Below are 17,255 nucleotides of genomic sequence, written 5' to 3' on the forward strand. Positions count from 1 at the left end.
ACCATGACCCTCACCGCACCCGTCACCACCGCCACCCACCCGCTGTCCCGGCTGAGCGCCGAGGAGTTCACCGCGATCCGGTCGATCGTCACCGAAGCCGGCCTGGTCGGTGAGCAGACGAAGTTCGTCTATGTCGGCCTGGACGAGCCGCACAAGTCCGTCGTCCTGGCCTGGTCCCCCGGTGACCCGATCGAGCGCAAGGCGCGCGTACTGCTGCTCGACCGCGCCACCGGCAACGGCGCCGACCTCACCGTGTCGATCACCGCAGGCACCGTCGAGAGCAACACCCCGATCGACGCGTTGGTCGACGGGCAGGTGCCGATCCTGGACGGCGAGTTCGAGGCGATCGAGCCGATCCTCGCCGCCGACGAGCGCTGGGTCGCCGCGATGGCCAAGCGCGGCCTGGACGTGGCGAACGTGCGCAGCGTGCCGCTGTCGGCCGGGTCCTACTTTCCCGACGAGTTCGGTTCCCGCGTCGTCCGGGTGCTCGGCTTCCACCAGGCCGACCCCGAGGACCTGCCCTGGGCGCACCCGGTGGACGGCGTCGTCGCGTTCGTCGACGTCACCCGGGGCGTGGCCCTCGACGTCCAGGACCACTTCGACCTGCCGGTCCCGGCCGAGCGCGCCGACCTCACCCCGGACGTCGTCCGCGACCTCAAGCCGATCCAGATCACCCAGCCCGAGGGCCGCAGCTTCACCGTCGAGGACGACGTCATCCGCTGGGCCGGCTGGGAGGTGCGGGTCGGCTTCGACGCCCGCGAGGGGCTCACTCTCAACCAGGTCTCTATCGACGGCCGCTCGGTCGTCCACCGCGCCTCGATCGCCGAGATGGTGGTGCCCTACGCCGACCCCTCCCCGGTGCGGTTCTGGCAGAACTACTTCGACACCGGCGAGTACCTCTTCGCCCGCTACACCAACTCACTCGAGCTCGGCTGCGACTGCCTCGGCGAGATCCACTACTTCGACGGCGTGCTGTCCGACGAGGGCGGCAACCCGCGCACCATCAAGAACGCCATCTGCCTGCACGAGGAGGACTACGGCGTCGCCTGGAAGCACACCGACATGTTCAACGGGATGCTGGAGACGCGGCGGTCGCGGCGGCTGGTGATCAGCTTCTTCACCACGATCGGCAACTACGACTACGGCTTCTACTGGTACCTCTACACCGACGGCACGATCCAGCTGGAGTCCAAGGCCACCGGAATTGTCTTCACCTCCGCCTACCGCGGCGAGGAGCACCCGTACGCCACCGAGATCGCCCCGGGCCTGGGTGCGCCGTTCCACCAGCACCTGTTCTCCGCCCGGTTGGACATGGCCGTGGACGGCGTGGCCAACACGGTGCACGAGGTGGACGCCGTCCGGGTGCCGATCAGCGAGACCAACCCCTACGGCAACGCCTTCACCCGCAAGCTGACCCCGCTGACGACCGAGAAGGACGCCGCCCGGCTGACCGACGCGACCGTCGGGCGGACCTGGCACATCGTCAACCCGGGCAAGACCAACCGGCTCGGCCAGCCGGTCGGGTACGCGCTGCACCCGGAGGCCTCGCCGGTGCTGCTCGCCGACGAGTCGTCGTCGGTGGCCGCCCGCGCCACCTTCTCGACCAAGAGCCTGTGGGTGACCGCCTACGACCCGGCCGAGCGGTATCCGGCCGGCGACTTCGTCAACCAGCACCCCGGGGACGGCGGCCTGCCGGCGTTCATCGCCGACGACGCCCCGGTGGAGAACACCGACGTCGTGCTGTGGCACACCTTCGGGCTGACCCACTTCCCGCGCCCGGAGGACTGGCCGGTCATGCCCACCGACTACTCCGGCTTCACGCTCAAGCCGGTCGGCTTCTTCGACAAGAACCCGGCGCTCGGCGTTCCGAAGTCCACCTCCTCGCACTGCGCGGCGGCTGAGGGCCACTGCTCGTGACGGCGGCGGTCCTGACCACCCGGCCGAGGGCGCTCGCCCTCGGCCGGGTGGCCGCCGGCCTGGCGCTGGCGTCGGCGCTGGTCCACCTGCTGCTGCTGGATTCCTCGCTCGGGTCGGTGGCGATGCTCGGCATGGCGGCGGCCTGCCTGCCCTGCGCGTGGCACCTGTGGCGCAACCCGACCGGGCCGGTGTGGCGGTTCACCGCCCTGGTGGACGCCGCGATGCTGGTCCTGCACGCACAGATGCTGGGCGAGTCATCGGGCCACGCGCACCACGGCGGGGCGTCGCCGTCGCTGATGTGGCTGGGCCTCGCCCTGGTCGGCGGGCAGCTCGCCCTCGCCGGCGCCGCCGCCGTTCGCCGTCCCTGAACCGTGCGCCGTTGTGTGCTCGATGGGGTCCGACCCCGGTCGGAGCCCCGTCGAGCGCACAACGGCGTCGGGATCACCGGCCGGATCGCGCCGCCTCACGCCAACGCGTCCGCGCATCGCGCACGAACCCGTGCAGCGGGTGGGCAGCGTTGTCGGCCTGGTTGAGGGGTGGTTCCAGCTCGGCGATCAGCTGGGCCTCGACCGTCCACGGCTCCGGGTGCTCCGCCCAGGTCAGCCGGAGATTCTCCCCCATCCACTCCGACAGCCGCAGCTCGTCGGCGTTGACCAGCACCGGCCGCGTCGTCCACCGGCTCTGCCAGCCCTGCTGCTCGCTCAGCAGTGCAGCCAGCGACCGGCGCAGCGTCGACGAGCCGGTCGTCCCGCGGATGTGGTCACCCACCACCCGGCTGCGCAGCGTCGCCTTCGACTCCGCTCCGTTAGGCGCGATGCCCACGTACAGCAGCTGGAGATCAGCGGCATCGTGCCGCGGTCCGGAGATGCCGGGCAGCGCACCGAACCGCCCCCACCACGCGTAGACCCCCGGTGCGGAAGGCACACCGGTTCGGGCCTCGTCCAGCGACACGGGGAGCGAGCGCAGCGCGGCGACCACGGAGTCCATGCCGACAGTCAAACGCCCGGAACATGCCGGACCCAATCCGCACGGCCGCCGCAGAGCACCGTGCGGAGAAGTTGACCGACGTCCCCGACGTCCGTAACCGGGCCGGAGCGAGCGGGAGGTGTCGTGTGGGCACCGACGTCGAGAGGACCGCCCGTGCCCGACCTGTTCTCCCCCTTCACGCTCAAGGGCATGACGCTGCGCAACCGCATCGCCATGTCGCCGATGACCATGTACGGCTCGGTCGACGGCCAGATGGACGACTACCACGTCATGTACCTCGGGGCCCGCGCCGCCGGCGGCTTCGGGCTGGTCTTCCCCGAGCAGATCGCCATCACCCCCGACGGCCGCACCACCACCTCCTGCGCCGGAATCTGGGACGACGACCAGATCGCCGGCCACGCCCGGGTCACCGCGATCATCAAGCGGTTCGGCGCCGTCCCGGGCATCCAGCTCGGCCACACGGGCCGCAAGGGCAGTGAGGTCCCGCCGCACAAGGAGACCAACGCCCAGGGCAGCTGGAAAGCCCTCCCGCCGGACCACCCGGACGGCTGGCAGACCGTCGGCCCCTCGGCCATCCCCGCCGGCGGCGACCACTCCTTCCCGGTGCACGAGCTGACGGTCGAGGAGATCAAGGGCCTGCACTGCAGCTACGCCGATGCCGCCCGCCGCGCCGCCGACGCCGGCTACGAGTGGCTGGAGATGCACTTCGCGCACGGCTACCTCGCCGCCAGCTTCTTCTCCCCGCTGGCCAACCAGCGCACGGATGAGTACGGCGGCAGCAACCGCAACCGGGCCCGCTTCCTGCTGGAGGCCCTCGACGCCGTCCGGGAGGTGTGGCCCGAGCACCTGCCCCTGACCATGCGGCTGGGCTCGGACGACTTCCACCCCGGCGGCGTCCAGTTCGAGGACTCCATCGAGGCGATCGGTTGGATGAAGGAGCACGGCCTCGACCTCGCCGACCTGTCCATGGGCGGCAACACCGACGAGATGGTCGACCCGCACTTCTTCAACGAGCCCGCCGGCTTCGTCCCCCGCGCCACCCGGGTCCGCCGCGAGGTCGGCATCCCGGTCGCCACCAGCTGGAACCTCGGCGTGCCACAGACCGCCGACTCGGTCATCCGCTCCGAGCTCATCGACGTGGCGATGATCGGTCGGCCGGCGCTGTCCAACCCGCACTGGCCGGTCTGGGCCGCCCGCGAGCTCGGCGTCGAGGCCCCCTTCGACCTGCTGCCGGCGGACTGGCGGTGGTGGCTGTCGAACTTCCGCGGCCACGCCCCGAGCATCGGGCTGCCGCCCACCCCGGCCGAGGTGCGCGCGGCCGCCACGGCCGACGTCCCGATCGCCGAGTTCGGCGAGGTGCCGGTCAGCGTCTGATCCCGGCGGGCCGGCCGACGTCGTCACCTCGGCCGGCCCGCACCGGCATCCGGACGGACACCGCACCACTCGGCTCAGGTCAGCCGCAGTTCGCTAGCGTTCCTCAGCCATCAGTTCGTGCCGGGCAATCTGTGCTTCAGCCGAACTGGTGTTCGAAGCATGACGACCGCGGCCCGCCCCACCACTGCCCCGAGCGCCGACCAGCTCCGCTCCGAGTCCTGGGAGAGCCTGAGGCGCCAGGAGCCGCCTGCCCGGTCACCGTCGTGTCAGCTGATGAGCGACCGCTGTGACGGGACAGAACGCGACCGGTGCGTGCGCTGAGCCACCTCCGCCGCCCCTGAGCCGTTGTCGGCTCGGTGCCGGTTCCCCGAGCCGAACCGACATGGAACGCACAGTCCCGACCGGACATGGGTGCTCGGCTCAACTACCGGCGGCCGTGGCCGTAGTTGCTGGTGCGTCACCTGTGCCGATCACCGCGTACGAGCGTCGAGGAAGGGCCCGTGGGTCTCAGCGTCGTCAGCAACCTCGCGGCGGTGAACACCCACCGCCACCTGTCGCTGACGAGCACCGCGCTGACCCGGTCGCTGGAGCGGCTGTCTTCCGGCTATCGGATCAACCGAGCCGCGGACGACGCGGCGGGGCTGGGCATCTCCGAGGGGCTGCGGTCGCAGGCCGGCGGGCTCACCCAGGCCATCCGGAACACCCGGGACGGCGTCAGCCTCGTCCAGGTCGCGGAGGGCGCGCTGGCCGAGACGACCGCGGTCCTGCAGCGCATGCGCGACCTCGCCGTCCAGGTCGCGAACGAGGGAGCACTGGACGGCAACGCCACCGCCGCCGTCCAGCGAGAGCTGAACCAGCTCAAGGACGAGTTGAACCGGATCGCGGACACGACCACCTTCAACGGCATCCCGCTGCTGGACGGCAGCTACCACCGCAGGTTCCAGGTGGGCGCCGATGCCGGCGACAGCCTCGCGGTGGGGATCGGCGGTGCCATGACCTCCCAGGGCCTGGGCGTCGACGCCCTCAACATCGCCGCGGTCGACGATCCCGCCTCGGTGACCGCGATCCCGGCGCAGGGACGGATCGAACACCTGCGGGCTGGTGGGGTCGTCTTCCTCGGCACCACCGCCGACCCCGGGGTGGTCGCCGACCTGACCGGCATCATCACCTACGAGGGCCACCAGCTGGACCTGGATGCCGTCGACTTCACCGGTGCGACCAGCACCGGTGAAATGGTCGACCTGTTGAACGCCGCCGCCCTGGCCCAGGGCTTCACCCACCGGCCCGACCCGTTCGTCGATGACGGCGACGACCTGATCTTCCGAGGTCTCGAGCCCACCGCCGGCGCAACGGACGCCGAGCTCGACGCCCTCACCCCCGCGTACGACACCCCGGGTCCCGACGTCCGGGTCATCGCGGCCCAGACCTCCACCCCGCCGTCTGCCGGCCTGCTGGGCTTCCCCGGGACGCTGGCCGACGCCCTCCCCACCCTCCGAGGCACCGTCTCCGCCAATGGGCACAGCCTCGAGCTGGGCGCGGTCGGCTACACCGACACCGACGGGGACGGCACTGTCAGCGGCGACGAGGCCCTGGCGCAACTGAACGCGGCGGCGAAGCTCGCCGGCATCACGGCCGACGACCACGCCTTCGTCGTGAACAGCTTCATCACGTTCAGCGGGGACGACTACGTGGACCACGGCGTGAGCCTGTACTTCACCGGCGCCACCCCCACGGAAGGCTCGAGCCCCGAGGAGCTCAGCCGACTCAGCCCGACGTTCACCCCCGGCCGGGACCTGATCACCAGGATCGACGCGGCGATCCGGACCGTGTCGACCCAGCGGGCCGAGCTGGGCGCCGTCCAGAACCGGTTCGAGCACACCATCGCCGCGCTCGGCGTCGCAACCGAGAACACCGTCGCGTCGCTGTCCCGGATCCGCGACGCCGACATCGCGCTGGAGACGACCGCCCTGGCCCGCCACCAGATCCTGTTGCAGGCCGGTACCGCGATGCTCGCGCAGGCCAACCAGACACCGCAGCTCGTCCTCGGTCTCCTGCAGGGCTGACCGGGGCCGTCCCCCGGCTCGGGATCAGCGACGCCCGGGCACCCCACCGGGGTGCACCCCTCGCCGGCCGACCTGCAAGACAGGCGGCGTCGGTTACCGTTGTGCAGTTCCTGAAACCCGTGTGTAACTACCTGCTGGCGAAGCAAGGCGGCACGCCCGATCCGCCAGCAGAGGTCATGTTCCACACGCGCGCTTCCAGCACCCAGCTCATCCGGCACGCCGGGTTCTCCTACTTCCCGCTCGCCTTCATCGCGCGGCTCCCCTTCGCCATGATGGTGGTCGGCGTCCTGACCCTCGTCGTCGCCGAACGCGGCTCGGTCACCCTCGGCGGGCTCAACTCCGCCGCGGCCGGCATCGGCACCGCGCTCGCCGGGCCGCTGCTCGGCGCAGCCGCAGACCGGCTCGGCCAGCGCCGGGTGCTCGTCCCGGTCGGGCTGGTCAACGGCACCCTGCTCGGCGCCTTCCCGTTCGTCGTCGCCAGCAGCACCCCGGCGCTGGCCCTGCTCGCCATGTCGGTGCTGATCGGCGCCTCGGCGCCGCAGATCGCGCCGATGTCGCGCACCCGGCTGGTCGCCATCATCAAGCGGTCGGTCCAGCGCAACCAGCGTGAGCGGGTGCTGAACGGGACGATGGCCTACGAGTCCGCCGCCGACGAGACCGTCTTCATCGTCGGCCCCTTCCTCGTCGGGCTGCTCGCCACCGCCGTCGCCCCCTGGCTGGCCATCGCCGGCGCCTCGGCGCTGACGTTCGTCTTCGTCACCTGGTTCGCGCTGCACCCCACCGGGCGGCTCCACCCCGGGGCGCAGGATGCCCGCCACGAGCAGGCACCCGCCCGGGAGCTGGCCCGCTTCTCGCTGGTCACCGTGGTCGTCGGCACGCTCGGCATCGGCCTCTTCTTCGGCGCCACCCTCACCTCGCTCACCGGCTTCCTCGCCGCCGACGGCAGCGGTGACCGCGCCGGGCTGCTCTACGGCGTCATGGGCATCGGCTCGGCCGCGCTCGCCCTGGGGTCGGCGGCGTTCCCGGAGCGGTTCAGCCTGCGGGCGCGATGGCTGGTGTTCGGGTCGCTGATGCTCGCCGCCGCGATCGCCTACGCCTCCGCCCGGTCGGAGCTGATGCTGATCGTGGCCCTCGCCGTCCTCGGCTGTGGCATCGGGCCGACGCTGGTCAGCCAGTACAGCCTCGCCGCGAAGTTCAGCCCGCTCGGCCGCTCGGCGACCACGATGACGCTGCTCGGGTCCGCCGTCGTCGTCGGGCAGGCGGTCTCCTCCGCCGTCACCGGCATCGTCGTCGACCGGCTCGGCGCCGACACCGCGCTCGTGCTCCCCGCCGTCGCCGCCGCGATCGTGCTCGCCGCCGGGATCGCCCACGCCACCTCGACACCGGACGTCGTCTACCAGTCGGAGCCGGAACTGGTCCCCGCCTGAGGGCGCGACGGCGGGCTCCCCCGGAGGCACAGCGGTGCCACAGTGGGCGCACGTCCAGTTCACCGGACCACGGCCGAAGGTGCTGCGTACCGGACGTCGAACGACAGGAGCCGCCGTGCCCGCGCACCAGCAGAGCCCCAGCTACGAGGGGCGCCCGCTGCCCCGGCCCGGGGACGAGGTCGTCGACCAGGGCCTCGGCTTCGACCTGGGCACCCTGCTCACCCGCCGGCGGGTGCTCGCCTTCCTGGGCGTCGGCGCGGCCGGCGTCGGCCTCGCCGCCTGCGGCGGGACGAGCAGCACCTCGAGCGCGACGTCGTCGGCGAGCGGGACGACGGCCGGCGCCCTGACCGAGATCCCGGACGAGACGGCCGGCCCCTTCCCCGGCGACGGGTCCAACGGGCCGGACGTGCTGGAGCAGAGCGGCATCGTCCGCAGCGACATCCGCTCCAGCTTCGGGGAGGCCAGCGGCACCGCCGCTGGCGTCCCGATGACCCTCGAGCTGACCGTCCGCGACCTGGCCAACGGCGGTGTGCCCTTCGCCGGCGTCGCCGTTTACGTGTGGCACTGCGACCGCGACGGCAGGTACTCGATGTACTCCGACGGCGTCACCGACCAGAACTACCTGCGCGGCGTGCAGATCGCCGACGCCACCGGCACGGTCAGCTTCACCAGCATCGTCCCCGCCTGCTATCCCGGGCGATGGCCGCACGTGCACTTCGAGGTCTACCCCGACCAGGCCAGCATCACCGACGCGACCACCACCCTCGCCACCTCCCAGGTGGCACTGCCGGAGGACGTCTGCGACGCCGCCTACGCGACCGCCGGCTACTCGGAATCCGTGCGGACCCTCGCCCAGATCAGCCTGACCAGCGACAACGTCTTCGGCGAGGACGGCGGCGCCAGCCAGCTGGCCACCGCCAGCGGAGACGCGTCCCGCGGCTGGACCGTCTCCCTCCCGGTCGGCGTCGACACCACGACGACGCCCGGGGCCCGCGGACCGCGCGGCTGACCGGACCGGCGAGACTGCCGGGCGTGGACCTCGAGGCCTTCTACCTGCCGCTCGGTGACAACCGCTTCTCCCCCACCCGGGCCACCGAGAGCCCCTGGGAGACCAGCGCCCAGCACGGCGGGCCGCCGTCCGCGCTGCTGGCGCACCTGGCGACCGCCACCGCGGGTGAGCACCTGCGGGCCGCGCGGGTCAGCGTCGACTTCTTCGGCGCCATCCCGCGCCGGGAGCTGACCGTCGAGGTCTCCCCCGTCCGCCCGGGCCGGCGGATCGACCTCACCGAAGCGGCGATGACCGTCGAGGGCCGCACCGTCGCCGTCGCCCGGGTCTGGTCGATCGCCACCGGCCCGACGCCGCCGGTGGTCACCGAGCTCACCCCGCCGCCCGCCGTCCCCGAGGTCTCCAGCCACTTCCTGCCGCACCTGCCCGACTGGGGCTTCGGGCAGGCCCTCGACTGGCGCTACACCGCCGGCTCAGCCGACCAGCAGGGTCCCGCCGACGTCTGGACCCGGGTCCTGGTCCCGCTCATCGCCGGCCAGGAGCTCACCGGCCTGGACCGCACGCTGGTCGCCGCCGACGCCGCCAACGGCATCTCCGCCGAGCTGCCGATCAGCACCTGGCTGTCCATCCCGCCGGGCATGACAACCCACCTGACCCGCGAGCCGGACGGCGAGTGGGTGCACCTGTCCGCCCGCAGCTCGATCGCCGCCGACGGCATCGGGTTGTGTCTGGGCACGCTGTCCGACGCCGCCGGCGAGATCGGCCAGGTCTCCCAGCCGCTGCTCGTCCGCGAACGCTGAACCGAGGAGAGCCCGCCGCCTTGTTCTCACTTGCCGGGCGAAGTGAGAACAAGCGGTCAGACGCCGAGGTGGGCCAGGGCCTGCAGCAGCAGGTGGCTCTGCCCGTTCGCCAGCTCGGCCAGCAGCGTGGGCTCCCGGACCTCCGCCGGGGTGAACCAGGTCAGCTCCAGCGCGTCCTGCTGCGGCGCGCAGTCGCCCTCGACCGGGACGACGTAGGCCAGCGACACCGCGTGCTGCCGCGGGTCGTGGAACGGCGTCACCCCCGGCGTCGGGAAGTACTCGGCGATGGTGAACGGCTGCGGTGCGGGCGGCACCCGCGGCAACGCCAGCGGGCCGAGGTCCTTCTCCAGGTGCCGGAGCAGCGCCGCGCGCACCCGCTCGTGGTAGAGCACCCGGCCCGACACCAGCGCCCGCTTCACCAGCCCGTCGCTGCCGGCCCGCAGCAGCAGACCGACCGCGATGACCACGCCCTGGTCGTCGACCCGCACCGGCACCGCATCGACGTAGAGGATGGGCAGCCGCTCGCGCGCGGCGTCCATCTCCTCCCCGGAGAGCCAGCCAGCGTCGTTCCTCGTCGTCGCCTCCGTCATGGGTCACTGTCTAACCGATGCGGGTCCGGCAGCGTCGCGGCGGGCTCCCGTGGCGCGTCGCACGGTCACGGCCGGAGCCCGGACTGCCGAGAACCGGTTCCATGAGCACCCGAACCGACGACGCGCTCAACAGCTGGCTCGCCGACCTGACCGGCGGCGAGACCTCGATGCGCCGACTCCGCAAGCGGCTGACCGAGGAGGGCACGCTGACCACCGAGCCGTGCCCCACCTGCGAGCACCCGGCCGTCGCGGACCTCGCGCACACCGGCCACCAGGTCGCCGAGCCCGTCAGCTGAGCAGGTTCAGCGACCCCGGCTGACGACCTCCTCGAACTGCGCCGGCGTCAGCGGCGGGCCGGGCAGCTCGCCGTCGGTCGGGCGCAGGCCGTCCAGCGCCATCGTCACCACCCGCCGCCAGATCTCCGGGGCGACGTCCCGCGACCGGGCGGTGACCGCGCCGACCATCACCGGGATCAGCGCGACGTCCAGCGCGGTCACCTCCGGCCGCACCTGCCCGCGCTCCTTCGCCCGGTCGAGCAGCGCCCCGACCACCGGCGCGATCCGGGACGTCGCCGCACCGGCCCGGGCCCGCGCCTGCGGCCCGAGCATGAACTCCTGCAACCCCCGGTCGCCGGCCTGCAGCTCGACCACCTGCACCAGGAACCGCCGCAGCCCCTCCTCCGGGTCGTCGGCCCCGAGGGCCTCGTCGGCGAGCCGGCCGACGAGGGCGAGCTGGTCCTCGAACAAGGCCAGCATCAGGTCTTCGCGGGTCGGGAAGCGCCGGTAGACCGTGCCCACGCCGACGTCGGCAGCGCGGGCCACCTCGTTGTGCGTGACCGCCCGGCCGGTCTCGGCGAACAGCCGCCGCGCGGCGGCGAGCACGCGCTCACGGTTGCGTGCGGCGTCCCGGCGCAGCGGCGTCGACCCGGTCATCGCGCGGCGAGCACTTCCCGTGCCGTCGTCCAGTTCCGCGGACCGTAGCGGTCGTTGTCCAGCGGACCCAGCTCGGCGTCCCCGCTGAACATGCTGTGCAGGTACTGCATCCCCTGCCACACCGGGAACGGCGCCTCGTCGTCCCGGGACACCGCACGCCCCACCTTCGCCATTCCGGCGATCAGACCGGGCGTGCCGGCCCAGGTCGGCCGGAACCGCCGCCCGGTCAGCTCGGACATCGTCGCGGCCAGCTGCCGGGCGGTGACGGTGTCGCCGGCGACCTCCAGGTACCGCGGGGCGGCGTCGTCCAGGGCGGCGTCGGCGGTGAACGCGGCGGTGTCGTCCTTGGTGGTGAAGTCCAGCGGCTGGTCGGCGTCACCCCAGTACAGGACCCGGTCCCGGCCGGACAGCACGATCGGGGCCTGGCCGGTGAGCAGGTCGGTGAAGGCGCCGTTGAGCACCGAGGTCGCCCGGATCGGCGCGCGGTCGAGCACCCGGGCGAAGTCCCGGCGGAGCTCGAAGTTCCGGTTGGACCCGGGGGCCACGCGCCGGTAGTCGGCGGAGAAGTCCGAGGGGATGAACCGCGGGACGCCGGCCGCCACCGCGGCCTCCAGCAGCCGGGTCTGCAGTCCGACCACCACCTCGCGCAGCCCGTTGAGGGTGGAGACGACGACGTCGGCGCCCTCACTCGCCCGCCGCAGGTCGGCCGGGTCGTCGTGGTCGGCCTCGACGACGGTGGCGCCGAGCCCCGCCAGCCGCGCGGTCTTCTCCGGGCCGGCGCCGGTGCGGGTCAGCGCCCGGACGTCGGCTCCTCTCGCGACCAGGGCCCGGATCGTGCGGGCACCGAGGTCACCACTGGCGCCGGCGAGCAGGACTGTGGTCATGCGGGTCTCCTCGACCAAGGAAACGGATCAGCTTGTCCGCTTATCGGGTCGACAGTAGACGGCGCGGACCGGGCCTCCCGACCCGGTCAGGCCGCGACCGGCCGGAGCGCCGCGACCAGCTCCGCCACCGGCTGCGGCCGGCCGAACAGCCAGCCCTGCGCCAGCGGGCAGCCCAGGTCGGTGAGCGTCCGGGCCTGCTCGGCCGTCTCGACGCCCTCGGCGATCAGCACCAGCTCCAGCGCGTCGGTCAGCGCCATCACGCTGCGCAGCAGCCGACCCCGCCGGCTGGACGTGGTGATCGTCGAGACGAACGAGTTGTCCAGCTTGAGGTAATCGGTCGGCAGCGTGTCCAGCCGGGACAGCGACGAGTAGCCGGTGCCGAAGTCGTCGATGGCCACCCTCAGCCCGTGCTCCCGGAGAACGTGCAGCGCACGCACCGAACGGGTGGACTCCGCCTCGACCAGGCTCTCGGTCACCTCGACCACGGTCCGCTCGGCCGGCCAGCCGGTCTCGGCCAGCGTGGCGAGCACCCGGGCCGGGAACTCCTCGTCGTCCAGCTCCCGACCGGACACGTTGACCGTCAGGAACAGCCGGCGGCCGGTCGCCGCGCACAGTGCCCGCGCGTCCCGGCACGCCGCCGCCCAGACCACCGCACCCAGCTCGCCGATCAACCCCTCCCGCTCGGCGACCGGGACGAACTCCGCCGGCATCACCGGCCCTCGCTCGGCGTGGTCCCAGCGCACCAGCGCCTCGATGCCCGCGATCTCGCCGTCCGCCAGGGTCACGATCGGCTGGAGGTGCACGTGCAGCGCGCCGGAGGCGGGGTCGGCCAGCGCGGCCGCCAGGTCCCGGCCCAGCGGGCTCCGGCCGCCGGCGTCCAGCTCGCTGCGCCCGCGGCCCAGCGACTTGACCCGGTACAGCGCCGAGTCCGCCCGCCGCATCAGTGCGGCCGGGGAGTCCTCCGGCTCCATGCCCGCCACCCCGACGGACGTGCCGATCCGGGGCAGCGCCGCCCGCAGCTGCTCCGCGACGAGGAGCGCCGCCTCGCCGTCCAGCCCGGGCAGCAGCAACGAGAACTCATCGCCACCGTGCCGGGCGAGGACGGCGCCGGCGGGCAGCATCGGCGTCCAGGTGGCCGCCACCGTCCGCAGCAGCTCGTCGCCGGCCGCGTGCCCACGCGAGTCGTTGACCGCCTTGAAGTGGTCCAGGTCGAACAGCGCCGCCGACAGCGGCTCGCCGCTGCGCAGCGCGCCGCGCACGGCGAGCTCCAGGGCCTCGTCGAAGCCCCGCCGGTTCACCAGCCCGGTCAGCGCGTCCTCGTGCGCGCTGGCGGCCCGGCGCGCCAGGACGGCGATCGCCCCCGCCGAGCCGAGCACGAGCAGACCGAGGACGGCGGCGGCCCCGGCCGGCACGTCCCCGCGCAGCACGACGACGACCGTGCCGATCACCAGCAGCTCGCCGAGGAAGCCCACGGCCCAGGCCAGCGGGAAGAAGAGGAAGGAGTTCATCGACGCGAACGCCATCAGCGCCAGCACGGCCACCGCACCGGTCGCCGACGGCGAGGCCAGCGCGAACACCCCGATGCCGACGGAGCCCACGGCCAGCAGCCACCGGTAGGAGGCCATCGGCACCCGGCTGCCCCACCGCATGACCGCCAGGCCGAGCAGCGTGGTGACCGGCCCGAGGGTGACGGCGGTGGGGTCGAAACCGGTCAACCCACTCGGGGTGCCGAGCACCAGGGCGACCGCCGCCAGCCCGCCGACGGCGGTCAGCAGCCCGGCGACCCGGGCGACCACGCGGGGCGTGGCCAGCTCCGGCGCCATCCCGCTGATCTGCATGCCACATCATCGAACACCGGGTTCCGGAACTGGACGGTCAGCCGGTCGGGAGCGGCCCGGACTCCCTCCCGGGGGTGAGCGGCGACCAGCCCAGCGCCGGGCCGAGGTGCTGGGCCATGTCGCTCAGGATCTGCACGTGGTCGGCGTGCTCGAAGCTGAACGGCAGCGCGAAGACCACCTCGGTCACCTCGCGGAACCCGGCGTGGGCGTAGAGCTGCTCGGCGATCTGCTCCGAGGTCCCGACCAGGTCCGCGGCGAACATCAGCCGGGCCGGGCCCTGCGGGGTCGCCGTCCGCGGCAGCCGCGCCTCGACGTAGGCGGCGTACTTCGCGCGCTGCTCCGCCGACGCCGAGTCGGTCGGGATGACCACGAGACCCTGCGACGCCCGCCCGGCCGGGTTGGCGGCCCTGAACGCCTGGAGCTGGGCGGCCTGCTCGGTGGCGAAGTCCTCGGACGACTCCGCCTTCACCACCGACGAGCTCAGGAAGTGCAACCCGTTCTCCCCGGCCCAGACCGCCGACCTCAACGACGCCCCGCCGTACCAGAGCCGGGACCGCAGCCCCGGCGAGTGCGGCTGCACCCGGTCCGACCACTCCTCCACCACGCCCTCCCGGCCGGCGAACGTCGACGCCGGCGCGCCCTCGACGAAGCGCAGCAGCCGGGCCACCCGCTCGTAGGAGAAGTCCTCGACGTCGGCGGTGTCGGGGTAGAGCGCGGCGCGGACGTCGTCCCAGTGCATCGGTGGGCCGACGGAGAAGCCGGGGTTCAGCCGGCCACCGCTGAGCACGTCGACCGTGGCGAGGTCCTCGGCCAGCCGGAGCGGGTTCTCCCACGCCAGCGGGATCACCGCCGTGCCCAGCTCGATCCGGGACGTGCGCTGGGTGGCGGCCGCCAGCACCGCGACCGGGGAGGAGATGCCGTACTGCAGGTGCCGGTTGCGCAGCCAGGCGCTGTCGAAGCCGAGCTGCTCCCCCAGCTCGATCACCCGCAGCGTCGACTCGTGCCCGCTGCGCGGATCGGCCTCGTCGAACAGGCCGATGGTCAGGAAACCCAGCTTCTCCAGCGGCACCCCGGGCGATGGCATGCCGCGATCACACCAGACCGGGCTCAGGCCTCGATCGCCGGCAGTGCGGTGGCGACCGGCGGGGTGCCGGGCCGAACCGCCAGCCCCGGGACGACGGCGGTCAGCCCGTTCTGCAGCCGCCGCATGCCCACCATCATCCGGGTCTTCACCGTGCCCAGCGGCGCACCAGTGCGCTGGGCGATCTCCCGCTGCGTGTACCCGCCCCAGTAGGCCAGCACCAGCGCCTCCCGCTGTGCGGCGGGCAGCTCTGCCAAGGCCGTGCGAACCCGCGCGTCGGCCATCCGGCCGGCGACCAGCTCGGCGACGTCGAGCGAGGAGGCCTCCCGGAACCGTTCTGCCACGGCGTCGGACCGGCGCTGCTGCGAGGCCTCGTGCCGGACGACGTCCACCGCCTTGTGGTGCACCAGCGCCAGGAACCAGGAGCGGAACGAGCCGCGCGCCCGGTCATAGGCAGCCGGGTCGCGCCAGTAGGCCACGAACGCCTCCTGGACGACGTCCTCGGCGAGGCGCTCGTCGACCAGGATCCGCCGGGCCAGCGCCAGCGCCGGGGCGGTGTGCTCGTCGAGGAGCTCGGCGATGGAGGCCGGTGCGGTGCGGCCCGGTGGTGGAACGACGCTGTTCATCACCCCCTGATCAATAGCGCACAACTTTATCGTTCAAACAACCTTCACCCGAAGGAGTGAGCCTCTGACCTGCACGGAGACGCCGACCGCCGACCCGGGGCGAGAGCCCGGATCGGCGGTCAGGTCGAGCAGTGCTGACGGGTCAGCGGTCCTCGGTCAGCGGCTGCAGCAGCTCGGCGGCCGGCCGGGGGGCGGGCACCGACGACGTCCCGTACAGGCTGACGCCGGACGGCGCGGCCATCATCGCCTCGAGCTCGCCGGTGTCCAGCGTCGGCTCGATCGTCTCCAGTGTCGGCTCGATGAGCTCCGGCTCCGCCACGGCGGGACGGCGACCGGCGATCCGCCGGGCCAGGCCGCGCAGCGAGCGGGCCTCCTTGCGCCGGGCCTTGCGCTCGGCCGCCCGGGCGGCCTCCTCGCGGGCGGCGAGCTCGCGGTCCAGGATCTCCCGCGCCATCCGGTCGGTCTCGGCGGCGACGATCAGGTCGGCCCGGGCCTGCTGGGCCCGCTGCCGGCCGTCGCGGCGGATCTCCTCGGCCTCGACCTCCTCGTCGTCGCGCACCTTCAGCAACCGGTCGTAGGCCGTCGGCGGGGCGAAGTTCATCAGCGTCTTCATCAGCACCGGCAGGATCTCCACGCTGAGGAACAGCAGGAACAGCATCACGTGGGCCAGGTGCGCCATCGGCCGCTCCTCCGACAGCCGGTCGATCGCCTCCAGCCGGGCCAGGATGCCGTCGCTCTGGCTGTTCTCCGCCTCGAACGCCGCCTGCTCGGCCAGCCGCGCCCCGGTCAGCCGGCTCAGCTCGGCCTGGTCGCTCACCAGCGCGGCCTTGGCCAGCGCCACGCTGCGGGCGGCGGCACCGACGGCGTCCTTCTCGGCGGTGGTGCGGGTCTGCTGCAGCGCGGCCTCGGCGGCGTCGAGCTCGGCCTTCGCCGTCTCCCGCACCGCTGCCTGCTGCCCGGCCGCCGCCGCGGCGGCGAAGTACGCCGCCCCCTGGCCCTCGTCACCGGAGCCGCAGGTGCCGTCGAGCTCGCACTGCGCCTTGGCCTGCAGCTCGTCGAACCGGCCGGTCGCCGCGTCGTACACGGCCTTCTTGCTGTCCCGCTCGGCCTGCGCCGCGGCCACCCGCGGGTCGGCGTTCGGGTCGGTCGCGCCGCCGCTGGCGACGACGGCCTGGTCCTCGGCGATCGACTGGGTGAGCACCGGGATCTGCGCGTAGCGGGCGTCGGCGTCCAGCTCGTCGGTGAACTGCTCGGCCGCCTCCGCCTGCAGCGTCACGATCGTGGCGTCGACCTCCTTGCTGAACACCTGCAGCGTCAGCGGCGTCGAGATGACCGTGCCGAGGACGACGGCCAGCGCCAGCCGCGGCAGGGCCAGCCCGAGGTTGCGCCGCCAGGACGGGTCGTGACCCATCCCGACCAGCAGCATCCGGTCCAGGTTGAGGATCACCAGCCCCCAGCCGAGGCCGATCAGGACGGCGACCGCCCACCAGGCGCCCAGTGCCATGTGCACGGCGAACGCCATCGACAGCGCAGCCAGTGCACCGGTGCTGACCAGCACGCCACCGAGGGCGACGTACTTGGCGCGCGCGCCGGGGGCGACCCGCAGCAGATCGAGCCGGGCGCCGGCCAGCACGGCCAACCGATCGCCGGCAGAACGGGGGCGGGACCTCATCCGTGGATTCCTCTCGCAGAACGACCAAGGGAGGTATCGGTCGCCCACGACCGAGCCG

The 17,255-nt window shown here is 73.1% G+C and carries 16 protein-coding genes; 8 read left to right on the forward strand and 8 right to left on the reverse strand.

Annotated features, from left to right (window positions below):
* The first annotated feature begins 3 nt into the window (after positions 1-3).
* Together O2W16_RS17595 and O2W16_RS17600 are read left to right on the forward strand one after the other, a co-directional pair.
* A complete protein-coding gene (locus tag O2W16_RS17595) occupies positions 4-1,917 on the forward strand; it encodes a primary-amine oxidase (RefSeq protein ID WP_269160113.1) in 1,914 nt (637 codons plus the stop codon).
* Positions 1,914-2,285 carry a hypothetical protein gene (locus tag O2W16_RS17600; RefSeq protein WP_269160114.1) on the forward strand — a complete coding sequence of 124 codons (372 nt, stop codon included), beginning with the start codon at positions 1,914-1,916 and terminating at the stop codon, positions 2,283-2,285. Before O2W16_RS17595 ends, O2W16_RS17600 begins: the two co-directional genes overlap by 4 nt.
* 73 nt (positions 2,286-2,358) lie before the next feature.
* Here O2W16_RS17600 and O2W16_RS17605 read toward each other — a convergent pair whose 3' ends face one another.
* Positions 2,359-2,904 carry a GIY-YIG nuclease family protein gene (locus O2W16_RS17605; RefSeq protein ID WP_269160115.1) on the reverse strand — a complete coding sequence of 182 codons (546 nt, stop codon included), beginning with the start codon at positions 2,902-2,904 and terminating at the stop codon, positions 2,359-2,361.
* Positions 2,905-3,057: 153 nt separating this feature from the next.
* Here O2W16_RS17605 and O2W16_RS17610 point away from each other — a divergent pair, with 153 nt between their 5' ends.
* From O2W16_RS17610 to O2W16_RS17630, 5 genes are all read left to right on the forward strand, one after another.
* Positions 3,058-4,278, forward strand: a complete 1,221-nt coding sequence (locus O2W16_RS17610; protein ID WP_269160116.1) for an NADH:flavin oxidoreductase/NADH oxidase — start codon at positions 3,058-3,060, stop codon at positions 4,276-4,278.
* A 500-nt stretch (positions 4,279-4,778) separates the two neighbouring features.
* On the forward strand, positions 4,779-6,341 hold the full coding sequence (locus O2W16_RS17615) for a flagellin N-terminal helical domain-containing protein (protein ID WP_269160117.1): 1,563 nt from the start codon (positions 4,779-4,781) through the stop codon (positions 6,339-6,341).
* Positions 6,342-6,517: 176 nt separating this feature from the next.
* Positions 6,518-7,768 (forward strand): MFS transporter, encoded by a 1,251-nt coding sequence (locus O2W16_RS17620; protein WP_269160118.1) that lies wholly within the window; start codon positions 6,518-6,520, stop codon positions 7,766-7,768.
* Between the two features lie 115 nt (positions 7,769-7,883).
* Positions 7,884-8,777, forward strand: a complete 894-nt coding sequence (locus tag O2W16_RS17625; protein WP_269160119.1) for an intradiol ring-cleavage dioxygenase — start codon at positions 7,884-7,886, stop codon at positions 8,775-8,777.
* Between the two features lie 23 nt (positions 8,778-8,800).
* Positions 8,801-9,574, forward strand: a complete 774-nt coding sequence (locus O2W16_RS17630) for a thioesterase family protein (protein ID WP_269160120.1) — start codon at positions 8,801-8,803, stop codon at positions 9,572-9,574.
* 56 nt (positions 9,575-9,630) lie between these two features.
* Here the strand turns inward: O2W16_RS17630 and O2W16_RS17635 are convergent, their stop codons facing one another.
* Positions 9,631-10,164 carry an NUDIX hydrolase family protein gene (locus O2W16_RS17635; protein WP_269160121.1) on the reverse strand — a complete coding sequence of 178 codons (534 nt, stop codon included), beginning with the start codon at positions 10,162-10,164 and terminating at the stop codon, positions 9,631-9,633.
* A 101-nt stretch (positions 10,165-10,265) separates the two neighbouring features.
* Here O2W16_RS17635 and O2W16_RS17640 point away from each other — a divergent pair, with 101 nt between their 5' ends.
* Entirely contained in the window at positions 10,266-10,460 is a 195-nt protein-coding gene (locus O2W16_RS17640) for a hypothetical protein (RefSeq protein ID WP_269160122.1), read from the forward strand.
* A 6-nt stretch (positions 10,461-10,466) separates the two neighbouring features.
* Here O2W16_RS17640 and O2W16_RS17645 read toward each other — a convergent pair whose 3' ends face one another.
* From O2W16_RS17645 to O2W16_RS17670, 6 genes are all read right to left on the reverse strand, one after another.
* Positions 10,467-11,096 (reverse strand): TetR/AcrR family transcriptional regulator, encoded by a 630-nt coding sequence (locus tag O2W16_RS17645; protein ID WP_269160123.1) that lies wholly within the window; start codon positions 11,094-11,096, stop codon positions 10,467-10,469.
* Positions 11,093-11,980 (reverse strand): NmrA family NAD(P)-binding protein, encoded by an 888-nt coding sequence (locus tag O2W16_RS17650; protein WP_269160124.1) that lies wholly within the window; start codon positions 11,978-11,980, stop codon positions 11,093-11,095. The genes O2W16_RS17645 and O2W16_RS17650 overlap by 4 nt, the downstream gene beginning before the upstream one ends.
* Positions 11,981-12,066: 86 nt before the next feature.
* Positions 12,067-13,818 carry a putative bifunctional diguanylate cyclase/phosphodiesterase gene (locus tag O2W16_RS17655; RefSeq protein ID WP_269160125.1) on the reverse strand — a complete coding sequence of 584 codons (1,752 nt, stop codon included), beginning with the start codon at positions 13,816-13,818 and terminating at the stop codon, positions 12,067-12,069.
* A gap of 37 nt (positions 13,819-13,855) precedes the next feature.
* Positions 13,856-14,902, reverse strand: a complete 1,047-nt coding sequence (locus tag O2W16_RS17660) for an LLM class flavin-dependent oxidoreductase (RefSeq protein ID WP_269160126.1) — start codon at positions 14,900-14,902, stop codon at positions 13,856-13,858.
* 23 nt (positions 14,903-14,925) lie between these two features.
* On the reverse strand, positions 14,926-15,525 hold the full coding sequence (locus O2W16_RS17665; protein WP_269160127.1) for a sigma-70 family RNA polymerase sigma factor: 600 nt from the start codon (positions 15,523-15,525) through the stop codon (positions 14,926-14,928).
* A gap of 142 nt (positions 15,526-15,667) precedes the next feature.
* Positions 15,668-17,197, reverse strand: coding sequence for a DUF4407 domain-containing protein (locus tag O2W16_RS17670; RefSeq protein WP_269160128.1), 1,530 nt, complete (start codon positions 17,195-17,197; stop codon positions 15,668-15,670).
* Positions 17,198-17,255 lie beyond the last annotated feature (58 nt).

Origin of the sequence: Modestobacter sp. VKM Ac-2984 (assembly GCF_026967985.1) — a bacterium.
Lineage (GTDB): Bacteria > Actinomycetota > Actinomycetes > Mycobacteriales > Geodermatophilaceae > Modestobacter.